The following is a 25,579-nucleotide window of genomic DNA, read 5'->3' as shown; positions in this document are numbered from 1 at the left end:
TCTCTTACGCGGCAGCCTTGAAGGCCAGCAGCGGTGCGCCATCGGCCACCTGGTCGCCAACGGCATACAGCACGTCTTCCACCAGGCCGTCGTGCGGCGCGGCGATCGTGTGTTCCATCTTCATCGCTTCCATGATGACCAAAGGTTCGCCCTTCTTGACGTCCTGTCCTTTGTTGACCAGCACGGCGACGACCTTGCCCGGCATCGGCGCCGTCAGGCGCCCGCCTTCCGCTTCCACTTCGCCCGCATGCGCCATCGGATCGCTGTAGTGCAGTGTGTAGTGCAAGCCGCCGCTGAACACGTGGAACTGTTCCCCGTCGCGCAGCACGGTGCCATGCACGGCACGCTCGCCGAGCTTGATGTGCAGTTCCAGGCCTTTGCGCGCCGTCAGGGTGAGGGGCTGGCCGTTGAACAGCCAGCCATCCGTCTTGTAGGCGATGCGCGCGGCATAGGCCTTGCTGTCGCCAGTGAGCGCGAATTCATCGGCAAACGCCAGGCTGCGTCCCAGGGTGCTGTTCAGGCGCCAGCCCAGGGCATTGCCCCACGGGTCGGCGCGGTTGGCCGACTGTGCTTCGGCGGCCGCTTTTTCTTCCAGCAGCAGGGCGACGGACGCCAGCGCCAGGGCCGTGTCGGGCGTCGCCTGCAGGGCGGGGAACAGCGACGCTTGATTGCGTTCGATGAGGCCCGTATCGAGGTCGGCGCTGGCAAACGCCTGGCCTTCGACCAGGCGTTTCAGGAAGGCGATATTGCTGGCCAGGCCGACGATCTGGTAGTCGGCCAGCGCCTGCGCCATGCGTGCCAGCGCTTCGCGGCGGTCCGCGCCCCAGACGATCAGCTTGGCGATCATCGGGTCGTAGAATGGCGAAATGGCGTCGCCTTCGCGCACGCCGGAATCGATGCGCACGGCGGCCGGAACCAGCGTGCCACCCAGCTCGAACGTCACGGCGGAAGGCGACTGCATGTGGCGCAGCGTGCCGATCGATGGCAAAAAGCCCTTTTCCGGATTTTCCGCATAGATGCGCGCTTCGATGGCGTGGCCGTGGATCGTCAGTTCGCTCTGTTTTTTCGGCAGCGGCTCGCCAAAGGCGACGCGCAACTGCCATTCCACCAGGTCGGTGCCGGTGATCATTTCCGTCACCGGATGCTCGACCTGCAGGCGCGTGTTCATCTCCATGAAGTAGAACGAACCATCCTGGTTGGCGATGAATTCCACCGTGCCCGCGCCCACATAGCCGACTGCCTTGGCGGCGGCGACGGCCGCCTCGCCCATGGCCGCGCGGCGGTCAGCCGGCATGCCGGGCGCCGGCGCTTCTTCCAGCACCTTTTGATGGCGGCGCTGTACCGAGCAATCGCGCTCGAACAGGTAGATGCAGTTGCCGAGCGTGTCGGCAAACACCTGGATTTCGATATGCCGCGGGCGCGACAGGTATTTTTCGGCCAGCACCTTGTCGTCGCCGAAAGAGCTGATCGCTTCGCGCTTGCACGATGCCAGCGCGGCCTTGAAGTCGGCGCTGTTGTCGATGACGCGCATGCCCTTGCCGCCGCCGCCGGCCGATGCCTTCAGCAGCACGGGGTAGCCGATCTTGTCGGCTTGGCCGTGCAGGAAGTCCGCATCCTGTTCCTCGCCGTGGTAGCCGGGCACCAGCGGCACATTCGCTTTTTCCATCAGCGACTTGGCGGCCGACTTCGAGCCCATGGCGCGCATGGCGGACGCCGGCGGGCCGATGAAGACCAGGCCCACCGCGTGGCAGGCGTCGGCGAAGTCGGCATTCTCGGAGAGGAAACCATAACCGGGGTGGATAGCCTGCGCCCCTGTCGCTAGCGCCACGGCGATGATCTTGTCGCCGCACAGATAGCTTTCCTTGGCCGGCGCGGGGCCGATCAGCACGGCTTCGTCGCACACGGCGACGTGCTTGGCGTTGGCGTCCGCTTCCGAATAGACGGCGACGGTCTGGATGCCCATGCGGCGCGCGGTAGCGGCGACACGGCAGGCGATTTCGCCGCGGTTGGCGATCAGGATTTTAGTGAACATGGTCTCTCTCTATTCTCTCAAAGGTGCAGCGGTCTCTTGATGGACCTGGTCTGTTGGCTTGTCGGCTTACGCGCTGCGCGCTAAGCCGACCTACGGATGGTGAGGCGGTATTCGTAGGTCGGGTTAGCCGGCATGGCGTAACCCGACAGGGCTGGATCAGCAGCCGCACTTCTCTTTCTGTACCGAGTCCAGCATGGCGCCGCGCGTCTGCAGGCCCAGTTTGCCCAGCAAGGTGCGGTCGTCTTCCGCTTCCGGGTTGTCGGTGGTAAGCAGCTTGTCGCCGTAGAAGATGGAGTTGGCGCCAGCCAGGAAGCACATGGCTTGCACGGCTTCGCCCATCTGGCGGCGGCCGGCCGACAAACGCACGCGCGCTTTCGGCATGGTGATGCGGGCAACGGCGATCGTGCGCACGAATTCGAACGGGTCGAGCGCTTCCAGGCCAAACAATGGCGTGCCTTCCACTTGCACCAGATGGTTCACGGGCACCGATTCCGGATATGGATTCAGATTGGCCAGCTGGGCGATCAGGCCCGCGCGTTGCAGACGTGTTTCGCCCATGCCGACGATGCCGCCGCAGCATACTTTCAAGCCCGCTTCGCGCACGCGGCCCAGGGTGTCCAGGCGGTCCTGGTATTCGCGCGTCGAGATGACGTTGTCGTAGAATTCCGGCGCCGTGTCGAGGTTGTGGTTATAGAAGTCGAGGCCCGCGTTTTTCAGGCGGTCCGCCTGTCCCTCTTCCAGCATGCCCAGAGTCGCACAGGTTTCCAGGCCCAGCGCTTTCACTTTGCTGACCATCTCTTCGACTTTGTCCATGTCGCGGTCCTTCGGGCCGCGCCATGCGGCGCCCATGCAGAAGCGCGTGGCGCCGTTGGCTTTTGCCTGGCGTGCCGCGTCGAGCACGGTGTCGATGTCGAGGATTTTTTTCGCTTCCACGCCCGTGTCGTAGCGGGCCGCCTGCGGGCAATAGCCGCAGTCTTCCTCGCAGCCGCCCGTCTTGATCGACAACAGGGTCGCCAGTTCCACGTCGCCATCGGGGAAGTTGATGCGGTGCGTTTGCTGGGCCTTGAACATCAGGTCATTGAAAGGCAGGTCGAACAGGGCCAGCACATCATCGATGGGCCAGGTGGCCGCTTCGGGCAGGGTGATGCGCGCCGCAGGGCGGTGCAGTTCGACGGTTTTTGCTGCTTCTTGGACTAAAGACATGGTGATTCCTTCGCTTCTATTTTTGAGTACGTTCAGTTGTTTGGCTTAATTGTTTGGTCTAGTTCTGCGACTGCTGCGCCGGCCAGTTCGGCAAGCTGCTGAAATCGAGATACGCCGCCGCCGCTTCCGCACTCGGTTGCGCCAGGCGCGGCACCTTGCCCAGCAGCGGCGCCGGGATGCGCTCGATCAGCGCATCGATATTTTCGTCGAGGAAGCGCATTTCCACTTCCAGGGTGTTGGCGACCCAGCCGATCACCGTCAAGCCGCGCGCCTCGACGGCTTCCAGCGTCAGCAAGGCCTGGCTGATGCAGCCCAGGCGCATGCCGACCACGAGGATCACGGGTAGATCGAGCTGCTGCGCCAGGTCGGCCGAATCAAAGCCGGGAGACAGCGGCACGCGGAATCCGCCCACGCCTTCGACCACGACCGCGTCCGAGGCGGCGGCGATTTCCAGGTAGGCGGCCAGAATCGGCACCGATTCGATGCTGACGCCTTCGAGCGCGGCGGCGATGTGCGGCGCGGCCGGCTCCTTCAGCATGTAGGGTGTCGTCAGGCTGCGCAGCATGGTGACGTTGCCGGCGGCGATCAGGCTGTCGGCGTCTTCATTATGCAGTTCGCCGTCGCGCATTTCGGCGCCGGCGGCGACAGGTTTCATGCCGCAGGCGCGCACGCCGCGCGCCACCAGTGCGTGCAGCAGGGCCGACGACGTCAGGGTCTTGCCGATTTCCGTGTCGGTGCCGGTGACGAAACAGGCAAAGCGCGATGGCAGGCCGGTGGCGGCCGGAGCCGGCTGCACGGCCGGCGCCAGGTCCGCCAGCACTTCCGCCGCGATAGGATCATCAAGGCTCATGGCGATTCCTTTCCAGGGTGTTGACTGCGTTGATCAATTGCGCCACTTCCTGCGCCGTGTGGCCGGCCGACAGGGTCACGCGCAGGCGCGCCGACCCCGCTGGCACGGTGGGCGGGCGGATGGCGCCGACCCACAGGCCCTGCTGGTACAGGGTGGCGGCGATGTCCAGCATGTCCGCATTCTCGCCAATGATGACGGGCTGGATGGCGGTCACGGATGGCAAGGCTTGCCAGCGCTGCAGCTGCAAGCCGTCGTTCCATTGCGCCACCAGCGCCGCCAGGTGCATCCGGCGTTGTTTTCCTTCTTCACCGGCGATGATGTCCAGGCTGGCCAGCAGCGCATGCGCCAGCGCCGGCGCTGCCGCCGTGGTGAAGATGTACGGGCGGGCCTTCTGGATCAGGGTGTCGATCACGGCCTCGTGCGCGGCAACAAAGGCGCCGCCCACGCCGGCCGATTTGCCCAGGGTGCCCACATACACGAGGTAGGGCGAATGCAGGTCGAAGTGTTCGAGCGCCCCGCGGCCATGGGCTCCCAGTGCGCCGAAGCCGTGCGCGTCGTCGACCACCAGCCAGGCGCCATGTTGTTCGCACAGGGCCAGCAGCGCGGGCAGCGGCGCCAGGTCGCCATCCATGCTGAAGACGCTGTCGGTGACGACGATCTTGGTTTTCGCCGTGCTGGCCGCCAGCAGAACCGCCAAGGCATCGAGGTCGGCGTGCGGATACACGCGCGTCTTCACGCGCGCCAGGCGCGTGCCGTCGATCAGCGAAGCGTGGTTCAGCGCTTCCGAGAACATCTCCGCGTCCGTGTCGCCCGCCGACAGGGCCGTCAGCACGGCCAGATTCGCCATGTAGCCGGTGCAGAAATACAGGGCGCGCGCCTGCTCCAGGTTGGCGCCCACGAAAGCCGCCAGCCGTTCTTCCAGCTGCGCGTGGGCGCGGCTATGGCCGCTGATCAAATGCGAAGCGCCGCTGCCGGCGCCATACAGGTCGGCGCCCTCTTTCAGCGCGGCGACGATGCGCGGATGCGACGCCAGGCCCAGGTAATCATTGCTGCAAAAGGCCAGCATGGCGCGCCCGTCCACCGTCAGGCGCGGCGCGCACGGCGTGTCGACGGTACGGCGGCGGCGGATCAGGCTGCGCTCTTCCAGTCCTTGCAACTGTTGTTGTAATCGCGCGATCAGTTCCATCTCAGGCCCCGATCACATGATTGAAGACGGCCAGCGTCTGCTGGCCCAGGCCCGCGATTTCCTCGTCGTCGAGGATGTACGGCGGCATCAGGTAGACGGTGGAGCCGATGGGGCGCATCAGCAGTTCGTGTTCCAGCGCCGTGCTGAAGAAGCGGCGCGAAAAGTCGGGCGCCGCATCGACGGCGTCAAACGCCCAGATCATGCCCTGCTGGCGGAAGTGTTTGACTTTTTCATGCTGCGCCAGCGGCGCCAGGGCGCGCGTGATCCTGGCGGCGCGTTCCCGGTTGGCCGCCAGCACATCGTCTTCCTCGAAAATCGACAGGGTCGCCAGCGCCGCGCGGCAGGCCAGCGGATTGCCCGTGTACGAGTGCGAATGCAAAAAGCCGCGGCGCACGTCGGTGCTGTAGAAAGCCTGGTAGATGTCTTCGCGCGTCATCACCAGGGACAGGGGCAGATAGCCGCCGCTGATGCCTTTCGACAGGCAGACGAAATCGGGCCAGATGCCGGCCTGTTCGCACGCAAAGAAAGTGCCCGTGCGTCCGCAGCCGACGGCGATTTCATCGAGGATCAAATGGACTTGATAACGGTCGCACAGGGCGCGCACCAGCGACAGGTACAAGGGATCGTGCATGGCCATGCCGGTGGCGCACTGCACCAGCGGCTCGATGATGATGGCGGCGATCTTGTCCGCTTTTTGCTGGAAAAGCTGTTCGACTTCGGCGGCGGCGCGGCGCGCCACGTCCTGGGCGGACTCGCCCTCGGCCGCCTGGCGGAAGTCGGGCGACATCACCGTCTGCGTGGCGCGCAGCAAGGGGCCGTAGGCATCCTTGAACAGGGCGACATCGGTGACGGCCAGCGCGCCGATGGTTTCGCCGTGGTAGCTGCCTTTCAGACAGACGAATTCCTGCTTTTCACTCTTGCCGCTGTTGCGCCAGGCGTGAAAACTCATTTTCAGGGCGATTTCCACGGCGGACGCCCCATCGGACGCGTAAAAGCTGTGACCGAGCACGCCACCCGTCAAGGCGGAGAGTTTTTCCGACAGTTCGATCACCGGTTCATGCGTGAAACCGGCCAGCATCGCATGTTCCAGGCGGTCCAACTGGTCCTTCAATTCCGCATTGATGCGCGGATTCGCGTGGCCGAACAGGTTCACCCACCAGGAGCTGATGGCGTCCAGGTAGCGTCGGCCTTCGTGGTCATACAGCCAGGCGCCGCGGCCATGGCTGACGGGGATGAGCGGTACAGTCTCGTGGTGCTGCATTTGCGTGCACGGATGCCACACGCTGCGCAGACTGCGTTCGACCCAGCCCGATTGTTTTTCTGCTTTCAAAACTGCTCCAATGATATTGCTAGCCCATGAGCCAACTCGGCTTGCGCTTGTCGAGGAACGATTGCACGCCTTCGCGTCCCTGCTCCGAGGCGCGGATCTGCGCGATGCGCTCGGCCGTGTCGGCCAGCAGCGCATCGTCAACCGGCTGGCCAACGATCTCGCGCACCAGCGTTTTTGCTTGCGCCACCGCGTGCGGGCTGTTGCCCGTCAGCGCTTTGAGCACCTCGGCCGTTTTCGCGTCCAGCGTGTCGCCAGCGACTACCTCGTGGGCAAAGCCGATGCGCAGCGCCTCTTGCGCGGAGAATCGCTCCGCGGTCAGGAAATAGCGGCGTGCCGCGTTTTCGCCCATGGCCTTGATGACATACGGTGAAATAGTGGCCGGGATCAGTCCCAGCCGCACTTCGCTCAGGCAGAAATGCACGTCTTCCGCAACCAGAATGATATCGCATGCGGCGACGAGGCCCATGCCGCCCGCATAGCAGTCGCCCTGGATCTTCGCCACCACGGGCTTGGGACACAGGTAAATCGTGCGCAGCATCTGCGCCAGCTGCAGCGCGTCGGCCTGGTTTTCGGCATGCGTGTAGCCTGCCATCTTCTTCATCCAGTTCAGGTCCGCGCCGGCGCAAAAGGCTGCGCCATTCGCCGCCAGCACGATGGCGCGCACCATGTCGCTGCGCCCCAGGCCCTCGAAGGCGCGCGCCAGTTCGGCGATCGTCGTCTCGTTGAAGGCATTGCGCACGTCGGGCCGGTTCAGGGTCACGGTGGCGACATTGCCCTCGATGACCAGCTTTAAGGTTTCAAATTCCATTCTCTTCTCCCTGAATGCCGCTTACATGCGGAATACGCCGAACTTCGTGTCCGGGATTTCCGCGTTCAAGGCAGCCGACAGGCCCAGGCCCAGCACCATGCGGGTATCGGCCGGGTCGATCACGCCATCGTCCCACAGGCGCGCGGTGGCGTAGTACGGGTGGCCCTGGTGTTCGTATTGATCCTTGATCGGCTGCTTGAAGGCCGCTTCCTCGTCCGCGCTCCACTCGCCGCCCTTGCCTTCGATGCCGTCGCGCTTGACGGTCGCCAGCACGGAAGCGGCCTGGTCGCCGCCCATGACGGAAATGCGCGCATTCGGCCACATCCACATGAAACGGGGAGAAAACGCGCGGCCGCACATGCCGTAGTTGCCGGCGCCGAAGCTGCCGCCGATGATCACCGTGAATTTCGGCACGGCGGCCGTGGCGACGGCCGTGACCATCTTGGCGCCATTGCGGGCGATGCCCTCGTTTTCGTATTTGCGGCCCACCATGAAGCCCGTGATATTTTGCAGGAAGACGAGCGGGATCTTGCGCTGGCAGCACAATTCGATGAAATGCGTGCCTTTCAGGGCCGATTCGGAGAACAAGATGCCGTTGTTGGCGATGATGCCGACTTTCACCCCATAGATATGCGCGAAGCCGCAGATCAGGGTGGTGCCATAGCGGGCCTTGAATTCGTCGAAATCGCTGCCGTCGACGATGCGCGCGATCACTTCGCGCACGTCGAAGGGCTTGCGCGTATCGACGGGGATCACGCCATAAAGTTCCTGCGTCGGATATTTTGGCTCGACGGACTCGCGCATCGCCATCTGTTGCGGCTTGGTGCGGTTCAGGTTCGAGACGATGGTGCGCGCCAGCGACAGCGCGTGCAGATCGTTCTGCGCCAGGTGGTCGACCACGCCGGACAAACGCGTGTGCACGTCGCCGCCGCCCAGGTCTTCGGCCGTCACCACTTCGCCGGTGGCCGCTTTGACCAGTGGCGGGCCGCCGAGGAAAATCGTGCCCTGCTCCTTGACGATGATCGACTCATCGCTCATGGCCGGCACGTACGCGCCGCCGGCCGTGCAAGAGCCCATCACGACGGCGATCTGCGGGATGCCCTTGGCCGACAGGTTCGCCTGGTTGTAGAAGATGCGGCCGAAATGGTCGCGGTCGGGGAAGACGTCGTCCTGGTTCGGCAGATTGGCGCCGCCCGAGTCGACCAGGTAGATGCAGGGCAGGTTGTTCTGGTCGGCGATTTCCTGGGCGCGCAAGTGCTTTTTCACCGTCATCGGATAATACGTGCCGCCCTTGACGGTGGCGTCGTTACAGACGATGACGCATTCCTGGCCCGAGACCCTGCCGATGCCGGTGATGATGCCGGCGGAAGGCGCCGCATCGACGCCCTTGGCGTCCTGGTACATGGCGTAGGCCGCCATCTGGGAAAACTCGAGGAAGGGCGTGCCGGGATCGAGCAGCATCTGCACGCGGTCGCGCGGCAGCAGCTTTCCGCGCGCCAGGTGCTTGGCGGCAGCCGCTTCGCCGCCGCCGGCCGCGATTTTCTCGACCTTGTCGCGCAAATCGTCGACGATGGCTTGCATGGCCGCGGCATTGGCCTTGAAATCTTCACTACGCGGATTGAGTTTGCTTTCGATGTGCGGCATTGCGGTTCCTTTTTATTATCGCCCGGTCTCTCGGGTCGCGCTATTCGGGAAAACTGCCGTCGAGATAAAACCAGCGCAGGGCGCCGCCCTCACCCGCTTCGCGCACGAAGCGGCTCACTTCATGCAGGCGGTGCGCGCGGCCGTTGACCTTGTAGCGGGCCACGAATTCCACGCTGTCGCGCTGTATCTCTTCGGCTTGATCTGCTGATACTGCTTTACGTTGACGTAAACGTAAAGCAGATTTTACCTCAAGTCCCAGCCAGTGGACTTTTTCTTCTTCGGCAAATAAAGCGTCGGTGGGACGGGTGCTGGCGTGCCAGGTGGCAAGCAGATAGGGCTCGTTGCGCAGGGTGAACGCCGTGTAGCGCGATCGCATCAGGGCTTCGGCCGTGGGCGGCAAGGCGTCGCCCGCGATATACGGGCCGCAGCAGCCGGCGTAGGAGGCGCCGCCACAGGGGCAGGCGGCAGATGTCGAGAGTGTGGGCATGCGCTGGCAATCAGGAACAGAAAAGAGGGAACTGAAAAGTTCCGCAATTATCCGCCATATCGGCAGCGGCGCGTGCGCCGCGCCTTGCCTGGCTACTTTGTGGGGCTGAGGAAGTCCAGCGCGAACGGCGGCGCCTTGCCAGCCATGAGGTCGGCCAGGATGCGCGCCGTGCCGGCGGCAAAGGTAAAGCCCAAGGGGCCATGGCCCAAGTTGAGCCACAGGTTCGCATATTTGCTGGCGCCCACCAGCGGTGCGCTGTTCGGCGTGGCGGGGCGCAGGCCGGCCCAGGCCGTGGCCTGGTCGTAATCGGCGCCCTGCGGCATGGCTTCGCGCGCCAGCCGCGTCAGGCCCGCGATGCGGCCCCAGTCGATGCTGTTGTCGGCGCCCACCATGTCGACCATGGCGGCCACGCGCAAGTCGCCACCGATGCGCGCATACAGTACCTTGCGTTCGAAATCCGTGATGCTGATCTCGGGCGCCCGGTGCTGCGCGCGGATGGGCGCCGTCAGGCTGTAGCCCTTCAGCGGGTACAGGGGCAGGTAGATGCCCGCCGTGGCGGCCAGGTCGCGGCTCTGGATGCCGGCCGCCAGCACATAGTGATTCGCTTGCAGCAAGCCCAGGCTCGTATCGACGCCCGTGATCCTGCCCTTGTGCGTGACGAGGCGGCGCGCCTCGCCTTTTAATAAGAGCGAACAATTCGGGTGCTGCAGCAGGCGCGCTTCCAGCGCCAGGCAAAAGGCGTGGCAATCGGCCACCGCCTCGCCTTGCGTAAAAATGCCGCCCGCCAGGGCGCCTTGCAAGGCCGCCAGCGCCGGTTCGCGCTGCACGGCTTCCGCCGGAGACAAGACGATGCGCGCCTCTTCCGACTCGGGCCGGGCCACGGCCCGCTGAAAGATGGCGGGCGAACGGTAGACGATGAGTTTGCCCGCATCGCGCCAGGCATACGCTTCGGGCGGCACGGTCAGCTCCAGCTGCGCCATGCCGGCGCGGCTCCATTCTCCCAGTTGCAGCAGCTTGGCCGTCGTGCGGGCATTGCTGGCGCTGTTGCAATTACGCAAGAAACTGGCCATCCAGCGCCATTGGCGCCAGTCCGCTTCGGGACGGAAGCGCAGCGGACCGTCTTTCTGCAGCAGCCATTGCAGGGCTTTGAAGGGCACGCCCGCATCGGCCAGCGGGGCTACATAGCGATAGCTGAGTTGGCCGCCATTGCGGTAGCTGGCGGCGATCGCCACCTGCTCATTGCGTTCCAGTAAGGTGACCTTGTAGCCGGCCTCGGCCAGCCACCAGGCCGATGTCAGACCGACGATGCCGCCGCCGATGATGATGACTTGTTGCTGCATGTTGCCTCGCTGCGTTGCGCTCCCATGGTGCGGGAGCATTCGGGAAGAGCTTAGAGGCTGGCCGTCAGCGCAGCCAATGAAACATCATGGTGCAGCCATAACTTTCAGGAATGCACCATTTCAATGCAAGGATGGATTGTTGTCAATCGCACCACGGTATAGCGCGGTGAGTATCAATTCCTCGTTGCGCCCCATGGCGGAATACGTGCCAGGATAGTGTTCGGGATCGCTGCCCGTGCCGCCCACCAGCATCACCAGGCCGTTCCTGCTCTTGAAATCGAGCACGAAGGCGGAGACCAGGCCATACGCGTCGCCCAGGTGGCCCACGGCCGTGAAGCCGGCACCCTCGACCAGGCGGTTGCCCTGCCCTGCCACCGCATCGAATTGCTGGTTGCCCAGGCCCCAGGCGTGGTACAGGCCCCGTTCGCTGTCGCCATTGCGTCCGTCTGGCGCCAGCTGCCATTGGCGGCCAAACATCAGCGCGATGCTGGCCGGCTGCAATAGTTGTTTTCCCTGATAGCGCCCGCCGTCGAGCAGCATCTGCATGACCTTGCCCAGTCCCGCAGCAGAGATGCGCAAGCCGCCCGTGGGGCTGAAGACGGTGGCATTGCTGCCGATCACATACCGTTCGAGGCCGGCTGGCGCGGCCGGTGGGCGTTGGTAAAAATCATCGGCTTGCGCGATCCAGGGGCCGTGTGGCTGCCAGATCTCCGTGTCGAGCGTGCGCTTGCGGTACAGAGTAGCCGTGTTTGCCACGTCCTCCGCCGGGAAGGCGGCCGGATTGTAGCCGCCGCGCACATCGAGGGGATCGAGCAGCAGGCGCCGCATCAGCAAGTCGAAGCGCTCGCCCGTGACTTTTTCCATCACGGTGCCGATCACGCCCCAGTTCAGGTTGGCATACGTGAAATAGCGGCCCGGCGCCGCGGCCGCATCCCACATCGTATCGGTGCCGGCCGTAAACACGTCGCGCAAGCTGCGTTCGGGGCCCCAGGCATAGCCGCCCGCATCGCGCAGCGAGGAAGTGTGGCTGAGCAGGCTGCGCAAGGTCAACGGTTGCTGGGGGAAATGCGGGTTGCGCAGGGAAAAACCCAGATAGATACCCACGTCCTGGTCCAGGCTCAGCTTGCCCTGCTCGACCAGCCGCATCAGGCCCAGGGTGGTCATCATCTTCGAGACGGAAGCGATGCGGAACAGGGTGGCCGGCGTCACGGGCAAGCTGTCCGCCGGAGTGGCGGCTATGTGCCGGTAGCCAAATTGTTGCTGATACGACACCTTGCCGTGGCGGATGGCCAGGACGGACAGGCTGGCCAGCGGGTGGGCCGCATCATCGACGATGGCGGCCAGCGTGGCATCAAGCGCGCGCTGCTGGTCCTTGCCGCTACCGGGCGGGGCGGCCAGCGCCGTCCACGTCGTACCCAGCAGCAGCAAGCCCAGTAAACCCGTCATTTTATTGTGCATGTTCCCTGTTTCGCGGTGTGGTGGAGGCGCCACCAGCATAGGGCGCGATGGTTTACTGCGCTAATGAAAATTGCTTATTTATCCATAATGCAAAGCTATACGTACGGTAAAACATTGTTTTTTTAAGTGTATAACCGTTATTTATGGTCATTTTCCATTTATTCATGGGTGGACGGGCTACGCGCAGGCGCCATCGCTATTACACTAGGAGGACAAGGAGAACTGTATGAGCCAGACCAGCGTAGAACTCAAGGTCGATTTAAATGACAATTCGCCTTTATATATGCAGATCGCCCGCAAGCTGAGCGATGACGTACGCAACGGCCGCTACCAGGTAGACCAGGCCCTGCCATCCGAACGTACCCTGTCCGAACTGCTCGACGTATCGCGCGTGACTGCCCGCAAGGCCATCGACCAGCTCGTCGAGCAAGGCCTCGTCGTGCGCCGCCGCGGTTCGGGCAACTATATTGCCCCGCGCATCGAGCAGCCACTATCGAACCTGTCGAGCTTTTCCGAGCAGCTGCAGCAGCGCGGCTACCGCCCCGGCTCGCGCTGGCTCAAGCGCGAAGTCGTCATCGCCAGCAGCGATGAACAGCTGAGCCTGGGCCTGGCGCAGAACACGAAAGTGGCGCGCCTGGAGCGCCTGCGCCTGGCCGATGACGTCGTGATGGCATATGAAGTGAGCGTCTTGCCGTTCAGCGTGGTGCCGGAGCCTGAGGCGATGGGGGACTCGCTGTATGAATACTTGAGCAGCATCAAGAAGGCCCCCGTGCGCGCCTTGCAGCACATCCGCGCCATGAATGCGACGGACGTGCTGGCCAAGCAATTGGGCATCCCCGATGGCCAGGCCGTGCTGTTCATCACGCGCATCGCCTACCTGGAGTCGGGCGAAGCGGTGGAACTCACGCATTCGTATTGCCGCAGCGATCATTACGACTTTGTGGCGGAAATGCGCCGCGCCCCGTAAGCTTACTGCTCGATCAGGCGGATCATGGATTCCGCCACGCCGACGGACGCTTCCCAGCTCATGCCGGTCACCAGCCGGCCATCGACCTCGACGTGGCTCTTGCCGTTGGCGCCGTGCCTGAATATGCCGCCATGGCGCTTGATGCTCGCTTCTGCCGAAAAGGGATAGGCCTTGTATACCGGTGATTCCTTGTTGAGAAACGCATCGGGGAACGAGGTGAGTACCTTGCCCTGGATCAGGAAGGTACCGTCACGCAGCTTCAGATTCTTGATGCCCTCGGTGCCATGGCAGATGGCCGCGATCACCCCGCCCTGTTGTTCGTAGATACGCAAGGCGATGTCCTGCAGCGCCTTGTTTTCCGGGATACCGACGATGGCCGCGCCGCCGCCGACGAAAGCCATGCCCGCATACTCGTCCGCCCGGACCTCGGAAACGGGCTTGGTATGGGCCAGTGCCCACATGAAATCACTGTCGTACAGGTACTTCTTGAGCAGCGCGTCCGACGTGACGATCATTTCCAGGGGAATGGCGCCACCCTCGGGACTGACGAAGTCGACGGCGTACCCCGCTTTGCGAAAGACATCATAGGTATACGCGATCTCCGGAAAATTATTGCCAGCGTTAACCTTTGTGCCCGGATACTGATGTACATTCGACACCACCAGCAGCACCTTGCGTGCGTGGCGCGGGGCTGCTGGCTCGCGATGGGCCGACTTGCTGACGATTTTCCAGTTGCCGGCGATCTTTTTCAACAGAAAGACATCCACATAGCGCACCCCTTGCTCAGGAATGTGGATTTCGGCCTTGGCGGTGGCCACCTTGCCGCTCACATCCACCTTGATCAGTCGCCCGTGGCGCCCATTGAATTGCCCTGCTTTCTCCTGGGAAAAGAGTTTGGCGTATTCCGGACCGCTCAACTCCCATTCCGCATCGTTTTTGCCGTCCAGGTAAAGGCGGGAATTTGCATGGAAGGCCTGGTTGATCTCGCTTTGTACGTTAAAGCTGGTGCCATGCATATACAAGCGCACGGTTTCCCGGATGGCATTTTCGTCCTGGTCTGCGGCGGTGCCGATGGCGGTGATGCTCAGGAAGCAACAGGCGAGTATCGTTCGCAATAAAAACTGAATCATGGATGTACCCTGCATATAGAACTGCGTTTATCGGAGCAACGACTATTTCAGATCGCTGGTGCTCGATAATTTATCGAAGTGCAGGGGAATGGATGTCGCCAAACACGATTTCAGACTCCGGAATGGCGATTCCGGAGTGCTTTCATGCGGAAATGGCCCTGGCCGGCTGGCCAGATTGAGCCCGGAAGCTGGCGGGCGTCTGTCCAGCCACTTTCTTGAAGGTCGAGTAGAAGGTGGAACTGGAATTGAACCCGCAGCGCTCGGCGACGGTATCCATGTTCCATTGCGGCTCGTCGCTCAATACCTGTTTCGCTTCGGCGATACGGTATTCGTTGACGTAGGTCGTGAAGCTCTTGCCCAGCTTGTCATTCAGTACCTGCGACACCTGCGCCTGCGTGCATCCCGCCCGCTTGGCGAGTTGGGCCAGGGTCAGGTTCGGATTCAGATAGGATTTCTGTCCGCTCATCTGTTGTTCCAGCGCGGCAAGCACGGCCAGCGTATCTTCGTGCGCCAGGCGGTTATTCTGGTACTTCTGCTTGGGCTCGGATGGTGTCAAGCCTTCCTTTCTCAGCAGAAAGACCATCACCGCCACATGCAGCGAGAAGGTGAATGACAAGGCGCCAACGATATAGGACGTGAACGGCGTGCTCGCGTACGCCGCCAGCATGACGCAGCTGCCTGCAAAGACGCTCAGCAGGAGCACGCTGCTGGTCGCCATCCGCTGTCCCTCGTTCCACCATGCGCGGCGGCTTTGCCACAGCAGCCTGGCGGTTGCCAGCAGGTAGCATAGCCAGAACACATGAATGGCATGGCTCGACTGGTTCCATACAGAACGATACGCGGAATACGGAAAGGCAACGCCAATGCCGATCAGCAGGAAGGACAAGCCCAGGTGCCAACGCCATTGTTGTCCAGCAGGCAATTGCGCGAGCCCGGCCAAGAAAGAGCGCACATAGAGATAGGTCAAGGGACCGATCAGCAGGCAGGCCGACAGGCCCAGCTGGCGGAATTCGATTGCGATCGCCGGGTTGAAGTAGAGGAAAGCGGACTTGGCGGTGCGCACCCCGACGGCAAGAAGCAATGCGCCCAGCATGCAGTCGGCCAGGCAGCGGGGCCGGCGGCTGAAAAAATAGACGGCCAGGAAAATGCCGTTGATGGCGCCAAGGGCGCTAAACAGGAACAGCAATTGGCGAGCGATCATGGGGCGTGTCGTGGATGTTGGCGTCGAACCCAAGTATAGACACAAACGGGAGCGTATCGAAGTACAAGTAAGGACATCATCACGTTCCTGCGCCAGCCATAAACTCCCGTTATGCCCGCCCGCCATCCTTTCATGGTTGATCCCGCTCGTTGGTATTAAACTGGTTTCACGGTCAACCATGTTCTGAAATCATGTTGAAAACTGAAACTCCGAGCCGGCGGCATCCGGATCTGGACCTGTATCCGGTGGAGCAACTGGTGGCGGCGCTGGTCGATGACCAGTTCTGGGCCGTCGAGGCCGTGCGGCTGGCGTCGCCCGACATCGCTGCGGCCATCACGGCCGCCCTGCCCCGCATCGCTGCCGGCGGACGCCTGCTGTACGTGGGCGCGGGCACGTCGGGCCGCCTGGGCGTACTCGACAGTGTCGAACTCAATCCCACGTTTTCGTGGCCGCCCGAGCGGGCCGTCGCCATCCTGGCCGGCGGCGCGGGCGCCATGTTCACGGCTGTCGAAGGGGCGGAAGATAATTTGCAGCAAGGCGAGGCGGACTTGCTGTCCCTGCAGCCGCAAGACAATGACGTGGTGATCCTGCTGGCCGCCTCCGGCGCCACGCCGTATGTGCTGGGCGCCCTGCTGGCCGCGCGCAAGGCGGGTGCCTTGACGATAGGCATCGCCAACAATGTGGATGCGCCCGTGGCGCACGAGGCGCAATGCGGCATTGTGCTCGACACGGGCACGGAAGTCATTTCCGGCAGCACCCGCCTGAAAGCGGGCACGGCGCAAAAAATCACCCTGAACACGATTTCCAGCGCGCTGATGGTCGGTTTGCATAAAACTTACGGAAACTTGATGGTAGACTTGAAGCCGACCAACGCCAAGCTGATCTGGCGGGCGGTGCGTCTCACCATGCACGCCACCGGCGCCAGCGAAGTGCAGGCCAGGACCGTGCTGGAGCAATGCCAATTTCACGTCAAGGTGGCGATAGTTGCCTTGATCAAAAAAATCAACACAAACCAGGCACAGGCATTGTTGGCCGGCGCGGACGGCAGTGTGCGGGCGGCACTGGCGGCGTGATCCGATGGCGCGGCATTCTTCTGTCTGGGAGACAACGAAGGATGTATGGAGCTAGTGAAACAAACCGCCCCGGCGCGCGCGAGTAAGCCGTCAAATAAGCCGTGGCTGTGGATCCCCTCCCTGTATTTTGGCCAGGGCATCCCCTATGTAGTGGTCATGACACTGTCCGTGATCATGTACAAGAACTACGGTTTTTCCAATACGGATATCGCGCTGTATACGAGCTGGTTGTACTTGCCGTGGGTCATCAAGCCCCTGTGGTCGCCCTTTATCGATATGTACCGCACCAAGCGCTTCTGGATCGTCGGCTTGCAGCTGGTGATCGGCGCCGCGCTGGCGCTGGTGGCCCTGACGACGTCGCTGCCGCACTTTTTCCAGATCAGCCTGGCTATCTTCTGGCTGATGGCCTTCAGTTCCGCCACGCATGATATTGCCGCCGACGGTTTTTATATGCTGGGCCTGGAAGAACACCAGCAGGCGGCCTTTGTCGGCGTGCGCAGCACGTTTTACCGCCTGGCGATGATCGCCGGCCAGGGCGGCCTCGTGTATCTGGCTGGCTATCTGACGCATGCGACGGGCAATGTGCAGCTGGCCTGGTCCGTCGTGTTTGCGATTTTGGCGGGCCTGTTCATCGCCCTCTTCCTGTACCACTATTTTGTCCTGCCGAAACCGCAGGATGACCGTCCCAGCATCCAGGGCGCCGGTGTTTCTCCGTTGCAGGAGTTCGTCGCCACCTTTGCTTCCTTTTTCAAGAAGAAGGATATTCTCGTCATCCTGGGCTTTCTGCTGCTGTTCCGCCTCGGCGAAGCGCAACTGCTCAAATTGGCCGCGCCCTTCCTGCTGGACCCCGTTGCCAAGGGTGGCCTGGGCCTCAGCACGGAACAGGTGGGCCTCGTCTACGGCACCATCGGCGTGATCGCCCTGACCTTGGGCGGCTTGCTGGGAGGATTCATCATTTCCCGCTTCGGCTTGAAACGTTGCCTGTGGATCATGGTGCTGTCCGTTCACTTGCCCGACCTGGTGTTTGTCTATCTGGCCACCGCTTTGCCCAGCAGCATCTATGTGATTGCCAGTGGCATCGCCCTGGAGCAATTTGGCTATGGCTTCGGTTTCGCTTCGTATATGTTGTACATGATCATGGTCTCCGATGGCGCCCATAAAACGGCCCATTACGCCATCTGCACGGGCTTCATGGCCCTGGGCATGATGCTGCCGGGCATGGCCAGCGGCTGGATCCAGCAAATGCTCGGTTACCAGCATTTCTTCATCTGGGTCTGCATCGCTACCATTCCCGCTTTCATCATGGCCGCGCTGGTCAAGATCGATCCCGAATTCGGCAAGAAGGCCGAAGCCTGATTCTTTTGAACTGTGCGCCCGCATGGATGGCGGGCGCACAGTAAAATGCCCGCACCGATAGACCTGCGCTTCACCACTGCAAGGAATTGTTTTGTTGTCTACTTTCAAAAAACGCTTGGGCGCCACCGCCGGCGTGCTGGCCGCGCTGGCCACCGCCACATTGCTCAGCAGTTGTACCAGCACCAGGCTGCCCTCCGCAGTGACGCCAGGCGAAGCGGGTTTGCCGGCCGTGCCGCCCGTGCAGCACATCACGGGCGAAGTGCCGCCGCCGGCGCCGCGCGAGTTCCGCGCTGCCTGGGTCTCGACGGTCGCCAATATCGACTGGCCCAGCCGCAGCAATTTGCCTGTCGCCAAGCAGCAAGCGGAAGCGCTGGCCATTCTCGACCGCGCCAAGTCCTTGAATCTGAACGCGATTGTGCTGCAGGTGCGGCCCAGCGCCGACACGATTTACCCATCGCAACTGGAGCCGTGGTCGGAATATCTGACCGGTAAGCAAGGCCAGCCGCCGTTGCCCATGTATGACCCGCTGGCCTTCTGGGTGGCGCAGGCGCATGCGCGCGGCCTGGAATTGCACGCCTGGTTCAACCCCTACCGTGCCCGTCACGCGACGGCCAAGTCGCCGCTGGCACGCGACAGTTTCGCTTCCACCAACCCGGCGTCCGTCAAGCAATACGGCCGCTACCTGTGGATGGACCCGGGCGACGCCGCCGCCTCCAGGCACACGACGGACGTGGTGCTGGACGTGGTGCGCCGCTACGATATCGACGGCGTGCACATCGATGATTACTTTTATCCGTACCCGATCGATGCGCCTGGCGCCGGTGCCGGTGCGGAAACAGCCGCGCTGGACGCGGGCAATGGCGGCGCCAAGCGCGAACTGCCGTTCCCCGATGAGCCTTCCTGGCAGCAATATTTGCTGGCCGGTGGCCAGCTGGACCGCCCTTCCTGGCGCCGCCAGAATGTCAACCAGCTGATCGAAGCCTTATATACAGGCATCCACCGCGAAAAGAGCTGGGTGCGCTTCGGCATCAGCCCGTTCGGCATCGGCCGTCCTGACCGCCGCCCTTCCGGCATCGTTGGCTTCAGCCAGTACGATAAATTGTATGCGGATGCGGAACTGTGGCTGGCCAAGGGCTGGCTCGATTACCTGTCGCCGCAGTTGTACTGGCCCGTGGCGCAGGCACCGCAAGCGTTTGGCGTGCTGCTCGACTACTGGCTGGCGCAAAATCCGTATGGCCGCCACGTGTGGCCCGGTTTATACACGAGCCGCATCGACAATTCCGCCAAGTCCTTCACGCCGCAAGAGATCATCAAGCAGATCGAAGTGACGCGCACGCGCCCCGGCGCGAATGGACAAGTGCATTTCAGCATGGTGCCGCTGATGCAGAACCGCAAGGGTGTCAGCGAGCAACTCAAGGCGACCGTATATCAAAGCCCTGCCCTGATTCCCGCCACGCCGTGGCTGGGCAAGGAAGCACCGGGTACGCCCGTGCTGGCCTTGCGCCGCGATTCCACCAGCCTGAACATCAAATTGACGGCGGGCGGCGGCAAAGCCGTGGCGCAGTACGCGGTCTGGGCCCGCTACGGCGAAGACTGGCGCTTTACCGTGGTCACGGGCGTGCAAGGCGAGCTGACCCTGGTCGACGATGCCATTGGTAAAGTCAATGCGGTAGTGGTCAGCGCCGTGGACCGCCTCGGCAATGAAAGCCCCCGCGTTACCGTGCGCGCACCGTTTACGGCCCCCGCCAAGTAGTTGTTGACCGTTCACCGCTAGTCCATAACCTGCAGGCATGAAACATGCGCAAGCTTTCATGCCTGCAAGCTCAGCTTGGCTTTACACTCATGCCATGATTTCCTTCCCTGTAACCAATACTGACACTGCCGTGCTGGGGCTGGGCATCGACGCGGGCGGCACGCAGACGCGTTGGGCCCTGGCCAACGGGGACGGCGTCATCGTGGCCGATGGGGCTGTGGAGGGCTTGTCTGCCTTGCAAATGAGCAGCGCAGCGGGCCGCGTGGCCGTGCACGCCGCATTTTCCAGGTTGTGCGAGGCCGTGCTGGCCGTTGGCCAACCGCGTGCCGTGGTGGCGGGCTTGACGGGCTTTGGCGGCGATGATGTGGCGCTGGCGCCCATGCTGGCAGAGTTGCTGGCGCTGGACGCCGGCGACGTGCGCTTGGGCAACGATATTGATATCGCTTATCGCGACAGTTTTGAACCCGGCGAAGGATATCTGGTCTACGCTGGCACGGGCTCGATTGCCGCCTGGATCGATGCGGATGGCGTGTTTCACCGCGCAGGCGGGCGCGGCGTGCTGCTTGACGATGGCGGCGGCGGTTACTGGATCGCGCGCGAAGCCTTGCGCCACATCTGGCGCCGCGAAGACGAGGCGCCTGGCAGCTGGCAAGACTCGTCCATGGCCGAAGCCGTGTTTGCGCAATTGGGCGGCAGCGACTGGTCGCTGTCGCGTGCCTTCATGTATGGCCAGGATCGGGGCGCCATCGGCCGGCTGGCGCTGGCCGTGGCCGCCAGTGCGGAAAGCGACCCGCTGGCGCTGGACATTTTGCAGCGCGCGGGACAGGAACTGGCGCGTTTGGCGCTGGCCTTGACGACGCGCTACGGTTCCCGTCCTGTGGTGCTGGCGGGCCGCGCAGCGCAATTGCACCCGTCCATCGCGGTTGCCATGCGCGCCGCTTTGCCGGTATCGTTGATGATGGAGCAAAAAGTTGCCCGTTCGCATGAGGCTGCGGCCAAGGTGGCAGCCCGGGCAGCCAGCCAGCGTACTGGCAAGAACTGAACATTTTACCAACCCGAACACGGATCTTTCATGAAAAAAATCGCCCTCGCCCTGCTGGTGGCCCTGCTCTCCGCCTGTACCACGCCCGCGCCGCACCTCGACCACAGCTTGAACGCGCGCAGCCAGAGTCCGCGCGTGAAATTCATCGTCATCCATTACACGGTCAGCGATCTGCCCCGCTCGATCAAGATCCTGACGGAACAAGTGGTCAGCAGCCATTATTTGCTGACCGACACGGACAAGCCGAAGTTTTACGTGCTGGTCGACGAATCGCGCCAGGCCAATCATGCGGGTGTGAGTAACTGGAAGACTTATACACAGCTGAATGTCAGCTCGATCGGTATCGAGATCGTCAACCCGGGCTACAAGGACACGCCGGAAGGCCGCCTCTGGTATCCATTCCCGCAAGCGCAGATCGATGAGTTGATTCCACTGCTGAAAGATATCCAGGCCCGCTACAACATCGCGCCGGAAAATATCCTTGGCCATAACGAGATCGCCCCACAGCGCAAGCAAGACCCGGGCCCCCTGTTCCCTTGGCGCCAGCTGGCCGATGCGGGCCTGATCGTCTGGCCGGACGCGAACCGTGTTGCCGCGCAGCGCCTCATTTTTGAGCAGCAAGTGCCGGACGCCGTCTGGTTCCAGAAAAAGCTGGCCCAGCACGGCTATGCGACGCCGAACACGGGCGTCTTCGATGAAGCGACGCGCAATGTGCTGATCGCTTTCCAGATGAAATACCGCAACACCTTGTTCGATGGCACGCCCGATGGCGAAACGGCGGCCCTGCTGGAAGTGCTGACGACGCCGGCCCCAGCTGTTGTTGCAAAGTAGCATAGCCGTTCCAGCCCATGACTTTTTCTTATATGCTGAACGTTGAAGGCCCAGGTGGCCACGGCAAGGTAAAGGAATAGCTCATGCGGCTGCGTCATATCGAAGTGTTTCACGCCATCATGCAAGTTGGCACCATCAGCGGTGCGGCCCAGGTGCTGCATATTTCGCAGCCGGCCGTGACCAAGGTCTTGCAGCATTGCGAATTGCAACTGGGTATGCCGCTGTTCGAGCGCGTACGGGGCAAGTTGTATCCGAAGCCCGAGGCACACCGCTTGTTTGTCGAGACGGAAAAGCTCAACCGCGATTTATTGGGTATCCGCCGCCTGGCAGCCAGCCTGAAGGGTCATGCGGTGGAAACCATTCGCCTGGTCTCCACGCCGACGATCGCCATCAGCGTCTTGCCGTTTGCCATGACGGAGTGGCGGCGCGACTTTCCCCACACGCGTTGTCAGCTGGCTACCCACCACACGGGCGAGATCGTCAATACCCTGCGCCTCGGTGAAGCGGATCTGGCCGTGTCGCTGCAAGACCCGCGCCATCCGGGCATCGTGGCTGAACCCATCGCGCAGGGCGTCATGACGGTGATTGCGCCGGCCGGCACCTGGCATGCGGCCGATTGCGGCACGCCGTTGACGGCGCATGGCCTGAACGGCGAGTTGATCGGCCATGCGGACAACGATCCACTGGGCGAACTGGTGGTCGCCGCCTGCGAGGCGCAGGATATCCACCCCGTCTTTTCTACCGTGGTGCAGACCTATCAAATCGCCCGTTCCCTGGTGGAAGCGGGCGCCGGCATGGCCGTGGTCGATCCTTTTACTGCCGCGTCCGGCTCGCCTGAGCGCCTGCAGCGCCGTCCTTGGGCGCCCACCATCCCCATCCAACTGTATTTATTGACGGCGAGCCACTCGCCGCTGTCGCATGGCGCGCGGCGCCTGGCCGACAGCATCGGCGTGGCGGCGCGCAACTGCCTGGAAAGAGGAGTCTGATGTCTGTTGCAAGTTTGCAATTAGAAGCGGTCGGCAGCGATCCGCAATTTCGCCACCTGAGCAGCATCGCCGGCATCGCCGTCGACTTGCGCTATGCCACGCCCGACAATTTCGTCGGCCGCGACTTATACAGTCCCATCGATTGCGCCTGGCTGCACCGCGATGCGGCGGCCGCCCTGGAAAAAGCCGTGGCCTGGCTGGCCGTGAAGCGCCCCGATCATCATTTATTGGTGCTCGATGCCCTGCGTCCGCAACGGGTGCAGCAGCAATTGTGGGATGCGTTGCAAGGAACGGAGTTGCTGGGCTATATCGCCGAACCGTCGCGCGGCTCGATCCACTCGTTCGGCATGGCGCTCGACATCACCATCGTCGGCCCGGATGGGCAGGAACTGGACATGGGGACTGGCTTTGACGATTTAAGTGAGCGCTCGCACCCGGCACTGGAGTTGGTTTTGCTGGAGAAAGGGGACATTTCCGAGGAACACGTGGCGCACCGCCGCCTGTTGCGCGACGCCATGTTCCAGGCGGGCTTCTTCGGCATCAACAGCGAATGGTGGCATTTCGATTGCGGCGACCGGGTGCTGGTGCGCCAGACCTACACCCGGGTTCTCTGATTAGAAGACCTGTAAACCCTTCAGCATCACGATCAGGATCAGCACGGGCGAGACAAAGCGCAGCAGGAACAGCAGCACATGCGCCAGGGTTTTATTTTGCAGCTGGCCATGGTTGCCGATCGCATCAATGAAATGGTCCTTGCCCCAGGCCCAGCCTGTAAACAAGGCAATCGCGATGCCGCCGACGGGCAGGAAGATATTCGACGAGACGAAGTCGAACAGATCAAACATATTCAAGTTAAACAGCTTGAAGTCTGCCAGGCTGCTGTTACTCAGGGCGCATACGGAACCGAGCACGGCCAGCAGCAGCATGGTCACGATGGTGGCCCTGGTGCGCGTCCAGCCGAAACGTTCATGGAAAATCACGACGGGCACTTCCATCAGCGACAGCATCGCCCCCGTGGCGGCCACGGCAGCCAGGATGAAGAACACCACCATCAGAGCTTGTCCCATCGGAATTTGCGAGAACACGGCGGGGATGGTGATGAACACCAGCGACGGCCCCGCACTGGGGGCGAAACCAAAGGTGAACACGGCGGGGAAGATGGCGATACCGGCCAGCATGGATACACCGAGGTCGGCCGCCATCACGCGCAAGGTGGTGACGGGGATATTCTGGTCGTCACGGAAATAGCTGCCGTACGTCATCATCGTACCCATGCCAACAGACAATTTGAAGAAGGCCAGACCCATGGCCGTCAGCACGACGGAGGCCGTCAGCTTGGAAAAATCAGGGCGGAACAGGAACGCCAGTCCTTCGCCCGCTTTATCGAGCGACAGGCTGACCGCGCACAGCAGGAGCAACAGCAGGAACAGCAGCGGCATCAGTTTCTTGGCGATCGCTTCGATGCCCTTGGTCACGCCCAACATCAATATGCCGCCGATAAACAGCAGCACGCCCCATTGCCACAACAGCGATTGCAGGGGATTGCTGATCAGCGAAGCGAAGGCCGCTTCTGTTACCAGCTTGTCGCTGCTGAGGATGGAACCATCGATGGCCTTGGCGATATACGCAAACACCCAGCCCACTACCTCCGAATAGAACGCCACGATCAGGAAGGCGGCGATCATGCCGATGACGCCGACCAGCCACCAGGGCTTGCCCTTGGGCGCCAGCTGTTCCATGGTGGAGATCGGGTTGACCTTGGCGCGGCGTCCCAGGGTGATTTCCGCGATCATCACGGGCAACCCTACTAATAAGGTGGCGAGCAGATAGATGAGCAGGAAGCCCGCGCCGCCATTGGCGCCCGTCAGGTAGGGGAATTTCCAGATATTGCCGAGACCGACTGCGGAACCGAGGGTGGCGGCGAGCACGCCGAAGCCAGTGGTAAAGCCAGCCCGTTTCAGGGTCAGGCCTGATCTTTGAGCTTGTTGTTTCATGGTGAATCTTCTATGGTGGGACGCGAATGTGCGCTGAGGGGGCGAAATTGTAGCAGTTGGCCGCAAATACCCGGGAAAAGCCTTGCTTCCGCTGGGGCGCTTTGCTATAGTTCGCCTCCCCAATGAGACGCACTAGTTTGCGGCAGAAAAGGGACAGCCTTCAGGGGCTGGGTAGTAGAAAAGAAGGTGTTGACGATTGTGCTGAAATGCTTCATACTCTTCCTTCTTCGCAGCTGACAAACACAACGCTTTGTTGATGGCGCGAAAGCAGTAACCGAATACAGTTCTTTAACAATTAACAGTCGATAAGTGTGGGCATTTGATGTAAGTGCAGCAGGGATCTTCGGATCGCTGTAAAACTTAAAATATCAAATGTTCACAAGAAATAATGAAATAGGATACTTCTTCGGAAGTAGCCTGTCAGTTTTTTGAGTGAGCGACCCATCAGCAATGATGGTGCCGGTAAAACGGCAAAGTAACAGAGATTAAACTGAAGAGTTTGATCCTGGCTCAGATTGAACGCTGGCGGCATGCCTTACACATGCAAGTCGAACGGCAGCACGGAGCTTGCTCTGGTGGCGAGTGGCGAACGGGTGAGTAATATATCGGAACGTACCCTAGAGTGGGGGATAACGTAGCGAAAGTTACGCTAATACCGCATACGATCTAAGGATGAAAGTGGGGGATCGCAAGACCTCATGCTCGTGGAGCGGCCGATATCTGATTAGCTAGTTGGTAGGGTAAAAGCCTACCAAGGCATCGATCAGTAGCTGGTCTGAGAGGACGACCAGCCACACTGGAACTGAGACACGGTCCAGACTCCTACGGGAGGCAGCAGTGGGGAATTTTGGACAATGGGCGAAAGCCTGATCCAGCAATGCCGCGTGAGTGAAGAAGGCCTTCGGGTT

21 protein-coding genes and 1 rRNA gene are annotated in these 25,579 nt (G+C 62.1%); 9 read left to right on the top strand and 13 right to left on the bottom strand.

Annotation, left to right across the window (positions count from 1 at the left end):
* Positions 1–4: 4 nt before the first annotated feature.
* From JAB1_RS02030 to JAB1_RS01985, 10 genes are all read right to left on the bottom strand, one after another.
* Positions 5–2,032: an acetyl/propionyl/methylcrotonyl-CoA carboxylase subunit alpha gene (locus JAB1_RS02030; protein ID WP_070278428.1), complete on the bottom strand. Its 2,028-nt coding sequence runs from the start codon at positions 2,030–2,032 to the stop codon at positions 5–7.
* Between the two features lie 156 nt (positions 2,033–2,188).
* Positions 2,189–3,235: a biotin synthase BioB gene (bioB, locus tag JAB1_RS02025; RefSeq protein WP_034782789.1), complete on the bottom strand. Its 1,047-nt coding sequence runs from the start codon at positions 3,233–3,235 to the stop codon at positions 2,189–2,191.
* 58 nt (positions 3,236–3,293) lie between these two features.
* On the bottom strand, positions 3,294–4,085 hold the full coding sequence (gene bioD, locus JAB1_RS02020; RefSeq protein ID WP_070278426.1) for a dethiobiotin synthase: 792 nt from the start codon (positions 4,083–4,085) through the stop codon (positions 3,294–3,296).
* Positions 4,075–5,271: an 8-amino-7-oxononanoate synthase gene (gene bioF / locus JAB1_RS02015; RefSeq protein WP_070278424.1), complete on the bottom strand. Its 1,197-nt coding sequence runs from the start codon at positions 5,269–5,271 to the stop codon at positions 4,075–4,077. The genes bioD and bioF overlap by 11 nt, the downstream gene beginning before the upstream one ends.
* 1 nt (position 5,272) lies before the next feature.
* Positions 5,273–6,601: an adenosylmethionine--8-amino-7-oxononanoate transaminase gene (gene bioA / locus JAB1_RS02010; protein ID WP_070278422.1), complete on the bottom strand. Its 1,329-nt coding sequence runs from the start codon at positions 6,599–6,601 to the stop codon at positions 5,273–5,275.
* Between the two features lie 19 nt (positions 6,602–6,620).
* Positions 6,621–7,409, bottom strand: coding sequence for an enoyl-CoA hydratase/isomerase family protein (locus tag JAB1_RS02005; RefSeq protein ID WP_070278420.1), 789 nt, complete (start codon positions 7,407–7,409; stop codon positions 6,621–6,623).
* Positions 7,410–7,430: 21 nt separating this feature from the next.
* The gene (locus tag JAB1_RS02000; RefSeq protein WP_070278418.1) at positions 7,431–9,053 is read right to left on the bottom strand and encodes a carboxyl transferase domain-containing protein; all 1,623 of its coding nucleotides are present in this window, start codon (positions 9,051–9,053) and stop codon (positions 7,431–7,433) included.
* A gap of 40 nt (positions 9,054–9,093) precedes the next feature.
* Complete coding sequence (locus JAB1_RS01995; RefSeq protein ID WP_070278416.1) at positions 9,094–9,540, bottom strand: YchJ family metal-binding protein; 447 nt, start codon at positions 9,538–9,540, stop codon at positions 9,094–9,096.
* A gap of 92 nt (positions 9,541–9,632) precedes the next feature.
* Positions 9,633–10,919 carry a D-amino acid dehydrogenase gene (locus JAB1_RS01990; protein WP_071653285.1) on the bottom strand — a complete coding sequence of 429 codons (1,287 nt, stop codon included), beginning with the start codon at positions 10,917–10,919 and terminating at the stop codon, positions 9,633–9,635.
* Between the two features lie 81 nt (positions 10,920–11,000).
* On the bottom strand, positions 11,001–12,338 hold the full coding sequence (locus JAB1_RS01985) for a serine hydrolase (protein WP_175445005.1): 1,338 nt from the start codon (positions 12,336–12,338) through the stop codon (positions 11,001–11,003).
* 226 nt (positions 12,339–12,564) lie between these two features.
* Here JAB1_RS01985 and JAB1_RS01980 point away from each other — a divergent pair, with 226 nt between their 5' ends.
* Positions 12,565–13,305: a GntR family transcriptional regulator gene (locus tag JAB1_RS01980; RefSeq protein ID WP_034782800.1), complete on the top strand. Its 741-nt coding sequence runs from the start codon at positions 12,565–12,567 to the stop codon at positions 13,303–13,305.
* 2 nt (positions 13,306–13,307) lie between these two features.
* On the opposite strand, the gene JAB1_RS01975 is transcribed toward JAB1_RS01980, so the two are convergent.
* The gene (locus JAB1_RS01975) at positions 13,308–14,435 is read right to left on the bottom strand and encodes a nuclear transport factor 2 family protein (protein ID WP_070278412.1); all 1,128 of its coding nucleotides are present in this window, start codon (positions 14,433–14,435) and stop codon (positions 13,308–13,310) included.
* A gap of 142 nt (positions 14,436–14,577) precedes the next feature.
* Positions 14,578–15,636, bottom strand: coding sequence for a helix-turn-helix transcriptional regulator (locus JAB1_RS01970; RefSeq protein WP_070278410.1), 1,059 nt, complete (start codon positions 15,634–15,636; stop codon positions 14,578–14,580).
* 191 nt (positions 15,637–15,827) lie between these two features.
* Here JAB1_RS01970 and JAB1_RS01965 point away from each other — a divergent pair, with 191 nt between their 5' ends.
* From JAB1_RS01965 to JAB1_RS01935, 7 genes are all read left to right on the top strand, one after another.
* Positions 15,828–16,709, top strand: a complete 882-nt coding sequence (locus tag JAB1_RS01965; RefSeq protein WP_070278408.1) for an N-acetylmuramic acid 6-phosphate etherase — start codon at positions 15,828–15,830, stop codon at positions 16,707–16,709.
* Between the two features lie 45 nt (positions 16,710–16,754).
* On the top strand, positions 16,755–18,065 hold the full coding sequence (locus tag JAB1_RS01960; protein WP_070278406.1) for an MFS transporter: 1,311 nt from the start codon (positions 16,755–16,757) through the stop codon (positions 18,063–18,065).
* Positions 18,066–18,156: 91 nt separating this feature from the next.
* Positions 18,157–19,818 carry a family 10 glycosylhydrolase gene (locus JAB1_RS01955; protein WP_083299518.1) on the top strand — a complete coding sequence of 554 codons (1,662 nt, stop codon included), beginning with the start codon at positions 18,157–18,159 and terminating at the stop codon, positions 19,816–19,818.
* Positions 19,819–19,912: 94 nt separating this feature from the next.
* A complete protein-coding gene (locus JAB1_RS01950) occupies positions 19,913–20,860 on the top strand; it encodes a BadF/BadG/BcrA/BcrD ATPase family protein (protein ID WP_070278402.1) in 948 nt (315 codons plus the stop codon).
* 30 nt (positions 20,861–20,890) lie between these two features.
* Positions 20,891–21,691 (top strand): N-acetylmuramoyl-L-alanine amidase, encoded by an 801-nt coding sequence (locus JAB1_RS01945; protein WP_034752412.1) that lies wholly within the window; start codon positions 20,891–20,893, stop codon positions 21,689–21,691.
* 83 nt (positions 21,692–21,774) lie between these two features.
* On the top strand, positions 21,775–22,677 hold the full coding sequence (locus JAB1_RS01940; RefSeq protein ID WP_034782805.1) for a LysR substrate-binding domain-containing protein: 903 nt from the start codon (positions 21,775–21,777) through the stop codon (positions 22,675–22,677).
* Positions 22,677–23,291 carry a M15 family metallopeptidase gene (locus tag JAB1_RS01935; RefSeq protein ID WP_070278400.1) on the top strand — a complete coding sequence of 205 codons (615 nt, stop codon included), beginning with the start codon at positions 22,677–22,679 and terminating at the stop codon, positions 23,289–23,291. Before JAB1_RS01940 ends, JAB1_RS01935 begins: the two co-directional genes overlap by 1 nt.
* Here JAB1_RS01935 and JAB1_RS01930 read toward each other — a convergent pair whose 3' ends face one another.
* The gene (locus tag JAB1_RS01930) at positions 23,292–24,671 is read right to left on the bottom strand and encodes a sodium-dependent transporter (protein WP_070278398.1); all 1,380 of its coding nucleotides are present in this window, start codon (positions 24,669–24,671) and stop codon (positions 23,292–23,294) included. It lies immediately after the preceding gene.
* Between the two features lie 487 nt (positions 24,672–25,158).
* On the opposite strand from JAB1_RS01930, the gene JAB1_RS01925 reads away from it, so the two are divergent.
* Positions 25,159–25,579: ribosomal RNA gene (locus tag JAB1_RS01925) — 16S ribosomal RNA — on the top strand; the annotation flags it as partial.

The organism is Janthinobacterium sp. MP5059B (genome assembly GCF_001758645.1).
GTDB lineage: Bacteria > Pseudomonadota > Gammaproteobacteria > Burkholderiales > Burkholderiaceae_D > Janthinobacterium > Janthinobacterium lividum.
The sequence above is the reverse complement of the archived record's forward strand: the minus strand, read 5'-3'. Positions and strand labels throughout refer to the sequence as shown.